This window comes from Streptomyces sp. NPDC007971 (assembly GCF_042958635.1).
In the GTDB taxonomy this organism is placed as follows: Bacteria; Actinomycetota; Actinomycetes; order Streptomycetales; family Streptomycetaceae; genus Streptomyces.
The window spans coordinates 192,604-206,745 of sequence record NZ_JBIBJK010000014.1; the positions used below are offsets into that span (position 1 = coordinate 192,604).

Sequence of the window (14,142 nt, forward strand, 5' to 3'; positions counted from 1 at the left end):
GTGAGTTGGGCGGAGCTGGCCGCGGCCACGCTGGAGAATGACCACGTGAGGCTGCGGCCGATCAGTCCCGAGGACCGCGAGTCGATCCACGACATCGCGATGGACCCGGTGATCTGGCGCTACTTCGTGAGCCTGGTCGAGACGGAGGAGGACTTCGACGCCTTTTTCCAGGGCATGGTCGCCGACCACGCGGCAGGCAGGCGTGTGGTCTTCCACATCACCGACAAGACGACGGGGCGCTGCGCGGGGAGTATGAGCTTCGGCAACCTCTCCGAGGCGGACTCGCGCCTGGAGATCGGCTGGTCCTGGTTGGGCGTCGACTTCCAGGGCCGCGGCATCAACCGCTGGGCCAAGTACCTCTTGCTCGAGCACGCCTTCGAGAACCTGGGCGCCGAGCGCGTGGAGTTCAAGACGGACCAGCTCAACGCGCAGGCCCGAGCGGGCCTGCGCAACATCGGCGCCCTGGAGGAAGGCGTCCTTCGCAGCTTCAACCCGATGCCGGGCGGCAGGCGCCGGGACGCTGTCTACTACAGCGTGTTGCGCGGTGAGTGGTCGTGGCTCAAGGACGAGCTGGCCACCAACGCGAAGGTGACTCGTCAGGGCATGGCGGTGTGACCGGCGGAGCGGGCGTCGCCCATCTGCATCTCTGCGGCGATCCATATGAGGTCGGCCGACAGCACGGGGCAGCTCTCGCCGGTCCGCTGCGCGGCTTCGTCGACGACTCGCTCTGCCGCCTCAACCTGCTTCTGGACGAACCGGTCACGACGGCCGGGCTCGAACCGGTGCTGTCCGCGTTCGACAAGGTGATCACGGCAGAGCTGCCACGGCTGGCCGAGGAGATCACCGGACTCGCCGACGGGATCGGCATCCACCGCGACCAGGCGCTGCTGCTGCAGCTGCGCCGGGAGATCCTGGGCTACCGGAAGATCCCGGCGCGAGGCGACTGCACCACCTACGCCAAGGCCGGTTCCCATCCGGTCCTGGCCCAGACGGTGGACCTCAACGGCGACCTGGACGATCAGATCAGCGTCCTCGACGTCCGACTCACAGGTTCCCCGCGCCGGGCCCTGGTGCTCAGTTTCGCGGGCCTGCTCGGCTATCTCGGGGTCAACAGCGACGGCCTGGCCGTGGGCCTCAACCTGGTCCTCGGCGGCGACTGGAAACCCGGAGTCCCGCCGTACCTGGCCATTCGCCACGTGTTGGACTCCGCTGCCACCGTCGATGAGGCGGTCGAGTGCCTCCGCGGCCTCCCGTTGGCCAGCTCACGGTCGTTCATGCTCTGCGACGCGGGCAAGGCGGTCTGGGTGGAGGCTCTGGACGGCGGGTTCCGGTGCCTCGAAGCCCAACAGGCCGAGCACACCAACCACTTCCTCCATCCCGAATTCGAACCCTTCGACGAGATCAACGTCTTCGCGCGGAACTCCTCACGCCGAAGGCTGGAGGCGTGCCGCGCCGGTCTCGCCGCGATGGCGCCGGCCGCAGGGGTGGAGGAGCATTTCGCTTTGCTCTCGGTCCCTCCCATCCGCGTTGTCGGAACCGGTGACATCCGGTACGAGCGCACCGTCGCCGCTGCCGTCGCATTGCCGGGGAGCGGTCGGTTGTACATCAGGCCGGGTGACCCCGCCACATCTGTCACCAGGGAGTTCACCTTTGCGGACCCGGACTGCTGCACTGTCGGCATGCCCCGAGCGGGCACGGAGGACGCGGGGTGATGTCGAGGGCGCCGGGCTCATCTCGATCTTTTCGAACTCCGACGGGCGGGACCATGAACGTGCTCGATGACGAGAAAGAAGGTACTGCCATCAGCGTTGCCGGAATCGATGCCGGGATCGACATCGACGACCTTTCCAGCCTGCTGATGATCAGGCACTTCGAACAGGCCGTGCTCGACCTGTTCGCGCGCGGGCTGCTCAACGGCACCACGCACACCTGCCTCGGCCAGGAGTACGTGCCGGTGGCCCTGGGGCCGCTGCTGGCCCCGGACGACTTCGTGTTCAGCAACCACCGCGGCCACGGACACTACCTGGCCCGCTTCGACGACCCCGAGGGCCTGCTGGCCGAGATGACCGGCCGCGAGGGCGCCGTCTGTTCGGGCGTCGGCGGCAGCCAGCACATCTTCCGGGGCACCTACCTGTCCACCGGGGTGCAGGGCGAGAGCCTGCCGGTGGCCGTGGGCACGGCCTTGTGGTTCCAGCGGACCGGCCGGTCCGGGATCGCCGTGGCCTACATCGGCGACGGCACCTGGGGCGAGGGCGCCGTTTACGAGGCGTTGAACCTGGCCGCGCTGTGGCGGCTGCCGCTGCTGGTGGTCGTGGAGAACAACGGCATCGCGCAGACCACGCCGACCGCGCGCGCCATGGCCGGCGACATCGCCGGGCGGGCCGCGGCGTTCGGAATCGCCCATGTGTCCGTGACCGGCAGCGACGTCGCCGCGATCCGCGCGCGCCTGGCACCGGTGGTCGAACGGACGCGCACCGGCGGCGGCCCGGCTGTCGTGGAGTTCGCGACCCACCGCCTCGGCCCGCACAGCAAGGGCGACGACACGCGCTCCGCCGCCGAGGTCGCCGCCGAGCGGGAGCACGACTGGCACGACGCCTATCGGCGCCTGGACCCCGACCTGTTCGCCAAGGTCGAGGACGAGCAGCGGACGCGGATCGCCGAGGCCGTGGACCGGGTCCTGGCCCGTCCGGCCTCGGTGTGGGAGAGGGGCTGAGCCGTGGAGCGTGTCGCTGAGAACCTGAACCGGGCCCTGCACGCGGCCTTCGCCGCCGACCCCGACCTGTTCCTGCTGGGGGAAGACGTCGCCGATCCGTACGGCGGCGCCTTCAAGATCACCAAAGGGCTGTCGTCGGGCTACCCCGACCGGGTCCTGAGCACACCCATCAGCGAGCAGTCGCTGGTGGGCGTGGCCAACGGGCTGGCGCTGTCCGGCGGGCGCGCCATCGTCGAGATCATGTTCGGCGACTTCGCCACCTTGGCCTTCGACCAGATCGTCAACTTCGCGGCCAAATCGGTCGCGATGTACGGCCGCCGCGTCGAGGTCCCGGTGATCGTGCGCTGTCCCACCGGCGGGCGGCGCGGGTACGGCCCGACCCACAGCCAGAGCCTGCAGAAGCACTTCATCGGCGTGCCGCACCTGTCGGTGCACGAGATCTCGCCGTTCCACGACAGTACGGCGCTGCTGGCCGGCCTGCTCGCCGATGGCGAGCCGGCCGTTCTGTTCGAGGACAAGGTGCTCTACACGCAGCCGATGCACGAGCCGGGGACGGACGGGCCGTTCGTCGCCGATTTCCCGTTCGGAGCCGGCGGCCCGGCACGGCTGCGGGCGTCGGACGGCGACGACGCGGCCGACTGCGTGATCATCGTGCCCGGCGGCGTGGCCCGGCGGGCGCTGGCGGCGGCCGGGACGCTGTTCGCCGAGCACGAGATCACCTGCGAGGTGATCGTTCCGACCCGGTTGTACCCGTTCGACGTGGAGCCACTGCTACCGGCCCTGGCCGGTGCCGAGGTCGTGTGCCTGGTCGAGGACTGCACCGCCGGCGGCACCTGGGGCTCGGAGGTCGCCGCGCGCGTCTACGAGCGGCTGTGGGGCCGGCTGCGGCGCCCGGTCGTGCTGTGCAGCGCCGAGGCCGAGGTGATCCCGACCGCCGCCCACCTGGAACAGACCGTGTTCCCCCAAGCTCCTGACATCCACCGCGCCATCTGGGAGGCGTTGCATGCGTGAACTGCTGCTGCCGAAGTTCAACAACAACGACGAGGACTGCGTCCTGGTCGACTGGACGGTCGACGACGGCGCCGAGGTGTTCGCGGACGAGGTCGTCGCCGAGGTCGAGACCGCCAAGGCCCTGGAGGAACTCGTCGCGGACACGGACGGCCTCCTCCACCAGCTCGTCGAGGCAGGAGCGCGCTGCGAGTTCGGGCGGCCCGTGGGGCTGCTGTTCGACAGCCACCAGGAACGGGACGACTACCTGGCGAGCCCGGCGGCCGCCGCCGTGACCACCGCACCCGAGGGTGAGGGCGAGGCCGGGGACCACGACGGCGGCCCGGACCCGGTCCTCAGCGACGCCGCGCGCACCCTCGCCCAGGATCACGGCATCCGGCCCGAGCAGCTGCGCGCGCTCGGCAAGCGGGTGGTGAAGGCCTCCGACGTCCAGCGGCTCATTGACCAGGGGTCCGCGGAACAGGGGGCGGCTGGGGCGTCCGCGGAAGCCGCCGTCGTCAGCCTCAGCCGGCGCCAGCGCGCGGTGGCCGCCGTCGTCAGCGAGGCGCACCGCACGATCCCGGCCGCCTTCGCCGCGATCGCGGTCGACCTGACGGCGTTCCGCGCCACCCGCGGCGGCGCCCCGTACGGCCTGGTCGAGCTCCTGGTCAAGGCCATTGCCGCCCGCCACGCCGACTTCCCGCTGTTCTTCGCCACGCCCGGTGCGGACCACACCCTCGTCCTCGCGTCGGCCGCCAACGTCGGGGTCACCGTCGACGTCGGGACCGGGCTGTTCATCCCGGTGCTCAAGGACGCCGCCCACCGTCCGATCGGCGACCTGACCGACGACCTCATGGACTTCCGAGTCAGCGCCCTGCGGCAGAACTTCCGCGAGGACGAGTTCGCCGACGAGGCCATCACCCTCTCGCTGCACAACGATCCGGACGTCATCCTGGCCGCGCCGATCGTCCATCCGGGCCGCACCTGCGTCGTGACCTTGTGCGCCGAGCGGAGCGAAGTCGCGCTGACCGAGGACGGTGTGCCGTTCACCCGGCCGGTCACCACGGTCGCGGTCACCTACGACCATCGCTATCTCAACGGCCGCGACGCGGTCCGCTTCCTCACCGCGGTGAAGCAGGACCTGGAGAGCGCCGACGCCATCGCCCGGCTCGCGGGCTGACGGGAGGACGACGAAGCCACTGCCCGGTCCGGCCGACGACGTCGGGCCGGCCGGGCTGGTTCTGTCGCGGACGTCGCCCGACCCGGCGCCCGCCGATCCGGCGGGTGCCGCTTTCGTACAGTCCCCACCTCGGCCGGGCGACCGCGGCGGCGTGGGAAGGAACGGGGTCAGCTCGTGAGCCGGCAGGGCGCGTCGGCGCCGCACGCGTCCTGCAGTCGCTTGAGATAGGTCAAGCCGGTCATGACCTCGTCCGTCGGCAGTCCGAAGTCGATGAGACACGCGATCTCGTCCACGCCGAGCTCCGCGAGCCGCGCCACGACCTGCTCGCCCTTGTCGACCGAGCCGAGCAGGCCGACGTTGTCGAAGTAGTGCTCGAAGGCCCGCTCGACGAGCATGTCGATCTCGTCCGGCTCCAGGTCTCCGGTGCTGAGGTCCGACGCCAGGATGAGCCCGAGTGAGCTGCGCATGTAGTCGCTCAGCGACGGCCGGACCAGCTCTCGGACCGTGTCGGTGTCCTCGCCGAGGTACGTGTGCACCATCACCGCGACGTGGCCCGGCCAGCCGGCGTCGGCCGCGGCCTTCCGGTACTCGGCGATCTTGTGCGCCAGCTGTTCGGGACTCTGGCCGAGCAGGTGGGTGAGGAGCCCGGCTCCGATCCGGCCGGCGCTCCGGAAGGTCTCGACGTCGCCGACACTGGCGACCCAGATCGGCAGGTCGGTCTGGACCGGCGGCGGGAACGACCGCACCTTCACCGGGTTCCCCGCGCCGTCGGTGACCTCGATTTCCTCGCCGCGCCACAGGGCACGCACCTGCTCGATCCGCTCGTACATCTCCGTCCGGCGGTTCGTGTAGGCGGCCGGGTTCAGGGCGAAGTCGACGGCGTGCCAGCCGGAGGCGAAGGACACCCCGACTCGGCCCCGGGAGATGTTGTCCACCACGGACCACTCCTCGGCGATCCGCAGCGGGTGGTGCAACGGCGCCACGACGCTGCCCGCCCGGATCTTGACACGCTCCGTCGTCGCGGCGATCGCCGCACTGGTCACCGAGGGGTTCGGATAGGTCCCACCGAAGGGGTGGAAATGGCGTTCCGGGGTCCACACCGCCGCCAGGCCGTTCTCGTCGGCGAAGCGGGCGCCTTCGAGCAGCAACCGGTACCGGTCGGCCTCGGCGGCTCCGCTGTCGTTGGCGAAATAGAAGAGACTGAGATCCATCGTGCGTTCTCCCCAGCGGATACGAGTTCGGAGTCGGGGGTTGGCGAACATCGGTCGGTTAAATGCGCCCGTTCATGATTCGTAGCACCCTCGTTCTTCGCGGACACACTCACCGCGGACCGCGGTGGAAAACGACCGACGGAGTGTTGTCTCGCCGGCGAGACAAGCGCACGATGGACGCGTCCTTTGGGGAAACAGGTTTAGTTCATGCAGGAGAGCCGTAGTCAATCCCTTCGAACCAGCCTGCGAGAGCTAACCGATGAAGTGCGAGAGGTGGTCAAGTGACGGTCGACAGCGGGTTCCGTAACCCCATGGACGAGCTGGTGGTCGGCAAGGTGCGGGAGCTTCTGGGGAATTCGGGCATCGGCATCGGCGACGACTTCCTGGCCGTCGGCGGCAACTCCATCATCGCCGTCCGCCTCGGCCAGGCCCTCCGTCAGGAGCTCGGGATTTCCCGGATCACGGGCGTTATCCTCAAGAACCCGTTGCTCAGCGACCTCAGCGACGTGCTGAGCGAACTGGTCGGCAAGGCGTCCTGACCGGGTCGTGACGGTTCGATTCCTCGTGCCGGGCTAGTCGCACCGGCATCAGGAGGCCGGGACGGAGAGCCTGTCTCGCCGGCAAGACATCGCGTCATCCCATTCCAGCCCGTCGGATGTCGTCGCGGGCTCACGTGGCTGACTTCTTCCAGACTTGATAGAACGGTTGGAATTCCTTCGTGCCCGGAATGCCGTACGACAATGTTCAGGTCATGTCGGATTCAGACCCCGAGAGCAGTGCCCGGCCGGTGCTGCGGCGCGGAGGGACCTCGTGACGGCGGCCGGAATCCGGCCGCGGATCGGGTTCCTGTTCTCAGGACAGAGCTCTGAGTACGTCGGCATGGGCGTCGAGCTCCATCGCGAGCACCCGTTGTTCCGCGCGGGCATCGACCGGCACGCCGATCGGTTCCGCCGGCTCACCGGCGTCGGTCCGCTCGACGTGTTCGCCGACCCGGCCGCCCAGACCCGGGCCGAGCTGCTCCAGCCCGCGGTCTTTCTGCTGCAGGTCGCGTTGGCGGAGTTCTGGACCTCGTGCGGGGTGCGGCCGGACGCGGTGGTCGGCCACAGTCTCGGCGAGTACGCGGCCGCCTGTGTGGCGGGGGTGTTCGACGTCGAGGAAGGGCTCGAACTCGTCAGCGCCCGCGGCCGGGCCTTCGCGGCCGTGCCCGGCGCCGGCCGGATGGTCGCAGTGGGCGGTCCTGACCCGGCGGAGCTGGAACGCCTGGTCGCGGCACACGGCGGCGCGGCGTCGATGGCCGCGTACAACGCCCCGGAGCGGATCGTCGTCTCGGGGACCGACACAGCGATGGGGGAGTTGGTGGCGGCGTTCGAGCGGCGAGGCTGGCTGACGATCCCGCTGGAGACCACCCACGCCTTCCACTCGACGCTGGTCGCCCCGGCCGTCCCGGAGCTGGTCGCGGCGGCGGGCCGGATCCGGCACCGGAACCCGGCCGTGCCGCTGGCACTGAACCTCACCGGGGGTTGGGCCGCGGACGGGGAGCTCGGCGCGGAGTACTGGGGCCGGCAGCTCACCTCGCCGGTCAGGTTCATGGCGGGAGTCCGGGCACTGATGGACGGCGGCTGCACGGTGTTCGTGGAGGTGGGGCCCGGACGGGCGCTGACCACGGCCGGCCGGGCGCAGAGCGACGGGAGTGAGCTGTGGCTGGCGGGGTTGTCGCCTCGGACACCGGACTCGGTGACGGTCTTGGAGCACCTGACTCAGTTGGAGGAGGCGGGGATTCCGGTCGACTGGGTGAGGTACCACGCGCCGTTCCGTGCGAGGGGGCGGACGGTCGGTGATCGGCCGGGAGCGGATCGGCCGGCTCCGGCGCCGTCCACCGAGCTGCCGTTCCGGCTCGAGCGGGTCGTGATCCACGAGTCGGCGAGCGCTGCGGGGTCCGGAGTCGCGGTGGTCCGGCACCGGGTGGGTGAGACGGCGCGAGAGGTCGTCGACGTCTCGGTCGTCGACGACGCAGGCCGGCCGGTCGTCGAGGTCTTCGGGCTCGAGCTCGGGGCGGGGGCCGGTGAGGAGGCGGGCGGGCCGGAGCGGTTCTCGCCGGAGGAGGCGGAGCGGCTGTTGGCCTCGCTCGACGCGCTGACCGAGGACCAGTTGCACGCCCTCCTGCCTCTGTGGGCCGGCCCAGATGCTTCCAGCCCCGTCGGATCGACCGAGGAGTGACACGCATGACTGACTACGACCTCCGGAAGAAGCTGGAGGCGGTGCTCAGGGCACGGGCCGGACAGGCGCGCACCGAGCACCCGCTCTCGTACGCGCAGAGCTCGATGCTGATGATGCATCAGATGGACCCGGACAGTGCGTCCTACAACGTCGCCCTCACCGCCCGGTTCACCGGCGGATTCGACGCCGCCGCGTTCCACGGCGCGCTGCAGTCGCTCGTCGGGCGGCACGCGGCACTGCGCACCACCTTCAGCCTGGTGGGCGCCGACGACGGGGACGGCGCCGCCGGCCGTCAGGCCGTCCACGGCTGGCTCGAACCCGACTACGCCGAACTGGATGCCCGTCGGTGGACCGAAGGAGAACTCCGCGAGGCGGTGCGAGTCGCCTACCGCGAGCCGTTCGACCTCGTGACCGGGCCGGCCCTTCGAGCGCGGGCATACCTGGTGGCGCCGGGGGAAGCGGTCGTTCTGCTGGCCGCCCACCACGCGGTGTGCGACTTCTGGTCGCTCGGCACCATGCTGGCCGAACTCGAGCAGCTGTACGTCGCCGAGACCGAACGGCGCCCGGCGCGGCTGCCCGGACGCAACAATCCGTACAGCGACTTCGTCGCGTATCAGCGTGAGCTGATCGCCGGCGAACGGGGCGGCCGGGCCCGTTCCTACTGGCACGCCCAGCTCTCCGGTGACCTGGAACCGGCCGAATGGCCCCGGTTCGATCTGGACCCGGCGGACGCCGATGGCGGCGGTTCGCTCATGTTCCCCATCCCCGCAGAACTGGCCGCCGACGTGTTCGCGCTGGCCAAGGCGGAAGCGGTCACGCCCTACGTCGTGCTTCTGACGGCCTTTCAGGTCCTCGTCGGCCGCTACACCGGCCGGCGTGACGTGCTCGTCGGGAGCCCGTTCGCCGGCCGCACCGACCCGGCGCTGGCCGAATGCGTCGGGAACTTCGTCAACTCCGTCGTGCTGCGTGCGGATCTGAGCGACGCGGTCTCCTTCCGCGAGCAGCTCGGCCGCACCCGCCGCACCGTCGCCGAGGCGTTCGAGCACCAGGACTATCCGTTCGAGCTGCTCGTCAGCGAGCTGGCGCCGCGCCGGATGGACGGCCGCAACCCGATCTTCCAGGCGATGTTCATCTATCAGAAGTCCGATCGGCATCCGGCGCACGCCGCCCTCCACGCGGCCGAGGAGGGCGCGGCCCCGGTCGCCTGGGCCGGACTGTCCGCGGCACCGTTCCCGCTGGCCAAGCAGGACGACCAGCTCGAGCTCACGCTTGAGGTCGTCCACGACGGCGACCGGCTCGTCGGACTGCTCAAGTACCGCAAGTCCGTCTTCTCCGCGGCCGCGGCCGGCCGTGCCGCCGAGCACTACGCGACGCTGTTGCGGGCCGCGGTCGCCGGCCCTGACCGCAGTGTGGCGGACCTGCCGCTCCTGACCGAGGCCGGGCACGGCGTCGACCGGCATTCCGCGCCGGTGTCCGTCGCGTCGGACGACAGCGTGGCGGCCCGCTTCCGGCAGGCCGCGGAGCAGCACGCCGATCGAACGGCAGTGCGCTGCGACGGAGACCAGCTCACGTATGCCGAGCTCGACGAACTGGCCGGGCGCTGGGCGGCCCGGCTGCGGGCCGAGGGCGTCGGGCCGGGCAGCCGGGTCGCCCTCCTGCTCGCGCCCTCCCTCGACATGGTGGCCGCGATCGTCGCGGTCCAGCGGGCCCAGGCGGCCTACGTGGTCCTGGACCCGTCCGATCCCGCGCCATGGTGCCGGACGGTGCTCGACGACAGCGGTGCGCGCGTAGTGCTCACCCAGCCGGACCTGGCCGGTCTGCTGGACGGTGTCGCGGTGCCGGTCCTCGTCATGCCGGAGACCGAGCTGCCGTCGGCCGGCGAGCCCGGCGATCTGCCGCGAGCCGGCGACGTGGCCCACACCGTCTACACCTTCGGCCCGACCGGGACGCCCCAGGGGTTCGACGTCGAGCACGGCAACGTCCTGATGCTGCTGGAGTCGATGCGTGAACACGTCGCCATCGACGAGACCTCGGTCGGGGCGTTCTTCCACCCGGCCGGTTCCGACCTGTCGCTGTGGGGCACCTTGCTGGCCGGGGCGTGCCTGGTCGTCGTGCCCTCGGGGGCGGCCCGATCGCCTGAGCTCCTCCGCACGCTGCTCGTCGAGGAGCGGGCCACCCACATGGTCCAGACCCCCTCCGCCCTGCACGGCCTGTCCGCCGTGGTCGGGCGGACCGGGGCCCAGGGTCTGGCGCTGAGGCACGTCTTCTCGTGGGGCGCGCCGCTGCCCGCGCCGCTCGCCCGGACCGTCCGCGAGTGGTGCGGGACGCTGTGGAACACGTACGGCCCGGCCGAGACCACGGTCTGGGTCACCGCGCAGCCCGTCCGGCCCGAGGACTGCGCAGGAACCAGCGTGCCGGTCGGACTCCCGCTGGCGAACGCCCGGGTCCACGTCCTCGACGAGCACGGGCGGCCCGTGCCGCCGGAGTTCACCGGCGAACTGCACATCGACAGCCCGCTCGGGTCGCAGGGCCGGCTGTACCGCACCGGCGATCTGGCGCGGGTCAACCCCCGGGACCAGCTGGAAATCCTGGGACGTGTCGACCGCCAGGTGACGATCGGCGGGTTCCGGGTCGAGCTGGAAGGCGTGGAAGCCCGGCTGGACAAGGTGCCCGGTGTCAGCAGGTCGACGGCGTTGGTCGTCGGCGCGGGCGTCGACGACAGCCGCCTCGTCGCCTGCGTGATTCCCGAGCCGGGGCGGAACCTGACGGAGAGTGCCGTGACAGCGGAGTTGCGTTCCACGCTGCCGCCTCACCTGGTGCCCACCGCGATCGGGTTCTTCGACGAGTTCCCGCTCGACGCCGGTCAGAAGGTCGACCGCGCGCGACTGGCCGAGCAGTTCGCGAGCGTGGCCGCTCGAACCGCCGCCGCCGTGGCGCCGAGCGGCCACGAGCGCCGGGTGACGGCCGTCTGGCAGCAGGTGCTGCAGCGCCAGGACATCGGCCGCGAGGACAACTTCTTCGATCTCGGCGGCAACTCCATGCTGCTGCTGCAGGTCTACGAACTGCTCGACGGCGACGCCGCGGACCCGCCGTTGAAGGGGTCCGAGATGTTCCGCTATCCGACCGTGGCCAGTCTGGCCGCGCGCCTCGGCCGGGCCGACGCCGCGCCCGATGGCGCCGGCGCAGGCGGCGGCAGGGGCAGGACGTCGAGCCGACGCAGCCGAGCGGCGGACGACACGGTCCGCGGCGCGCGCCTGCGGGCCCGGGAGCGGGGAGGACGCAATGCCTGACGCGGACGAGATCGACGTGACGATCCGGTCGAACGACGTGGCCGTGATCGGGATGTGCGGCCGGTTTCCCGGCGCCCCCGACGTGGACGCGTTCTGGAGCCGGCTGCGGGCCGGGGACGAGTTGCTGACCACCTACACCGACGACGAACTCCTCGCGGCCGGTGTGCCCGAGCGGGTGCTCCGCGATCCGCGTTACGTCCGGCGAGCGGCCATCCTGCCCGACGCCTTCGACTTCGACCCCGAGTTCTTCGGCTATACCCGGCGCGAGGCGAAGCTGATCGATCCCCAGCAGCGGATCATGCTGGAGGTCGCGTGGGAACTGCTCGACACCATCGGCTACTCCGGCGGGGCCGGCGATCAGGCGGTCGGGGTGTTCGCCGGCGCGGCGATGAACACGTACCTGACGAACGTCGTGGCTCGGTCCTGTGACCTGCTGACCTACGACGGCATCGAGCTCATGGTCGCCAACGACAAGGACTACCTGACCACGCGGATCTCCTACAAGCTGGGCCTGAAGGGGCCGAGCGTCGCCGTGCAGACCGCCTGTTCGACATCGCTGGTCGCGGTGCACGTGGCCGCGCAGAGCCTGATCGCGGGGGAGTGCGACATCGCGCTGGCCGGCGGCGTCTCGGTGATCGCCAACGCGTATCCGGGCTATGTGTACCGCGAGGGGATGATGTTCTCCCCGGACGGCCGGTGCCGTCCCTTCGACGCGGACGCCGACGGCACCACGTTCGGCGACGGCGTCGGCCTGGTGGCCCTGAAGCGGCTGGCCGAGGCGATCGAGGACGGCGACCGGATCCTGGCCGTGCTGAAGGGATCGGCGGTCAACAACGACGGGTCCGACAAGATCGGCTACACCGCCCCGAGCGTCGAAGGGCAGCGGGCGGTGATCGGCGAGGCGCACGCGGTCGCCGGGGTGGACAGCGACACCATCACGTACGTCGAGGCGCACGGGACCGCGACCGCCCTGGGCGACCCCATCGAGTTCGCCGCTCTCAGCGAAGCCTTCGTCGCCGGCGGCGCCCAGCCCGGGCAGTGCGCGCTGGGCTCGGTCAAGGCGAATGTCGGGCACCTGGCCGCCGCCGCCGGGATCACCGGGTTCATCAAGACGGTGCTGGCCCTGCGGCACCGGGAGATCCCCGGCCACCCGACCTTCACCCGGCCCAACCCGGAGATCGAGCTGGCCGCCAGCCCGTTCCACATCAATGCTCTGCCGATGGCATGGCAGCCGGGCCCGACCCCGCGGCGGGCCGCGGTCAGCTCGTTCGCCATCGGCGGCACCAACGTGCACGTCGTGCTGGAGGAGGCGCCACCGCTGCCCGCGCGGCCGACGCCGGACGCCGGTCCCCGGCTGCTCGCGGTGAGCGCCAAGAGCGACCGGGCGCTGCGCGAGCTGGCCGGCCGGCTGGCCGACGCGCTGGCGCGGCCGGACGCCCCCGACCTCGCCGACGCCGACTACACGCTGCGGGCCGGCCGGCGCGGGTTCGCGTACCGCCGCGCGGTCGTCGCGGACGACCACGCCACCGCCGTGGCCGGACTGCGGGCGATCGCCGCGGGGGCCGCGGCGGCGCCGACGGCGAAGGCCGCCCCGGCCGTGTCGTTCCTGTTCGGCGAGGTCCCGGCCGAGGATTTCCGGGTGCTGGCCGAGCGAGTGCCGGCCGTGGCCGACATCGCGCAGCGGTCCGGCGACAGCGCGCAGAGTCCGTCGGCCGCGCGGGTGACCGCCGGACTGGCGCTCGCGACGCTGTGGGCCGAATCCGGCGCGCGGCCCGACGCGGTCGGCGGTGCCGGAGCCGGTGAAGTCCTCGCGGCCTGCTTCAGCGGGGTCCTCGACGAGACCGAGGCGCTGGCCCTGCTGTCCTGGCGGGCCGGGCTGCTCGGCGGCCCGCCGGAGGTGCGACCGCGGGTCCCGCGCGTCCCGATCCTGTCGGCCGTCGTGGGCGGCGAGCTGCCACAGGCGCGAGCCCTCGACCCGCTGCACTGGACTCGGGACGTGTGGGAGGGCGACCGGCTGGCCGAGGCCTTCGGGGACCGGACTGCGGACGGGGCGACGGTGGTCGTCATCGGAACCCCGGCTGAACCGCTGCCGGGGGACTTCGGCCCGGACGGCGGCTCCGAGTCGTCGCCGGTGGCGCGGCTGCTCCACGACGCGGCCCGACTGTGGACCGCGGGTGTGCCGGTGGACTGGTCGGACTGGTCCGGCCAGGAGCCCCAGCGGGTCCCGCTGCCGGCACATCCGCTGTATCGCAGCAGGCTGCGGCTGGACGAACCGGACCAGGCGCCGCCGGCGGCCCCCGTCGGCCCGCCGCGCGGCGAGGAGCTGAAGCGGCTGCTGGCGAAGCTGTGGACCGAGGTGCTGCGCACCGAGGTCGACCGCTACGACCAGAGCATCTTCGACATCAACGACGACTCGGTGCTCGCCGTGCGGCTCGCCCGCCGGATCGGGACGGAGCTCGGCGTCCCCCTGCCGACGATCGATCTGCTGAAGAACCCGACGATCGACCGCCTGGCGGCGCACCTGGCCCGGGTCGGCTGACGTGA

At 71.5% G+C, this 14,142-nt stretch carries 10 protein-coding genes; 9 read left to right on the forward strand and 1 reads right to left on the reverse strand.

The features are described 5' to 3' along the window. Genes ACFZCP_RS28625 through ACFZCP_RS28645 form a run of 5 tightly spaced genes read left to right on the forward strand, consistent with a single transcriptional unit; the run spans position 1 to position 4,880 of the window. On the forward strand, positions 1–615 hold the full coding sequence (locus ACFZCP_RS28625) for a GNAT family N-acetyltransferase (RefSeq protein ID WP_362687308.1): 615 nt from the start codon (positions 1–3) through the stop codon (positions 613–615). Further along, positions 612–1,712, forward strand: coding sequence for a C45 family autoproteolytic acyltransferase/hydolase (locus tag ACFZCP_RS28630; protein WP_391432012.1), 1,101 nt, complete (start codon positions 612–614; stop codon positions 1,710–1,712). Before ACFZCP_RS28625 ends, ACFZCP_RS28630 begins: the two co-directional genes overlap by 4 nt. Positions 1,713–1,765: 53 nt before the next feature. Next, a complete protein-coding gene (locus tag ACFZCP_RS28635; RefSeq protein WP_391432016.1) occupies positions 1,766–2,713 on the forward strand; it encodes a thiamine pyrophosphate-dependent enzyme in 948 nt (315 codons plus the stop codon). A gap of 3 nt (positions 2,714–2,716) precedes the next feature. Continuing rightward, the gene (locus ACFZCP_RS28640) at positions 2,717–3,724 is read left to right on the forward strand and encodes a transketolase C-terminal domain-containing protein (RefSeq protein ID WP_391432021.1); all 1,008 of its coding nucleotides are present in this window, start codon (positions 2,717–2,719) and stop codon (positions 3,722–3,724) included. Then, positions 3,717–4,880, forward strand: a complete 1,164-nt coding sequence (locus tag ACFZCP_RS28645) for a 2-oxo acid dehydrogenase subunit E2 (RefSeq protein ID WP_391432024.1) — start codon at positions 3,717–3,719, stop codon at positions 4,878–4,880. Before ACFZCP_RS28640 ends, ACFZCP_RS28645 begins: the two co-directional genes overlap by 8 nt. 167 nt (positions 4,881–5,047) lie before the next feature. Here ACFZCP_RS28645 and ACFZCP_RS28650 read toward each other — a convergent pair whose 3' ends face one another. Then, positions 5,048–6,091, reverse strand: a complete 1,044-nt coding sequence (locus ACFZCP_RS28650; protein WP_391432029.1) for a MupA/Atu3671 family FMN-dependent luciferase-like monooxygenase — start codon at positions 6,089–6,091, stop codon at positions 5,048–5,050. 281 nt (positions 6,092–6,372) lie between these two features. Here ACFZCP_RS28650 and ACFZCP_RS28655 point away from each other — a divergent pair, with 281 nt between their 5' ends. The 4 genes from ACFZCP_RS28655 (at position 6,373) to ACFZCP_RS28670 (ending at position 14,137) form a co-directional block, all read left to right on the forward strand. Then, positions 6,373–6,630 (forward strand): phosphopantetheine-binding protein, encoded by a 258-nt coding sequence (locus tag ACFZCP_RS28655; RefSeq protein WP_391432034.1) that lies wholly within the window; start codon positions 6,373–6,375, stop codon positions 6,628–6,630. 271 nt (positions 6,631–6,901) lie between these two features. Beyond that, the gene (locus tag ACFZCP_RS28660) at positions 6,902–8,308 is read left to right on the forward strand and encodes an acyltransferase domain-containing protein (protein WP_391432037.1); all 1,407 of its coding nucleotides are present in this window, start codon (positions 6,902–6,904) and stop codon (positions 8,306–8,308) included. Between the two features lie 5 nt (positions 8,309–8,313). Further along, positions 8,314–11,598 (forward strand): condensation domain-containing protein, encoded by a 3,285-nt coding sequence (locus tag ACFZCP_RS28665; RefSeq protein ID WP_391432040.1) that lies wholly within the window; start codon positions 8,314–8,316, stop codon positions 11,596–11,598. Further along, positions 11,591–14,137, forward strand: a complete 2,547-nt coding sequence (locus tag ACFZCP_RS28670) for a beta-ketoacyl synthase N-terminal-like domain-containing protein (RefSeq protein WP_391432043.1) — start codon at positions 11,591–11,593, stop codon at positions 14,135–14,137. The genes ACFZCP_RS28665 and ACFZCP_RS28670 overlap by 8 nt, the downstream gene beginning before the upstream one ends. Positions 14,138–14,142: the final 5 nt, after the last annotated feature.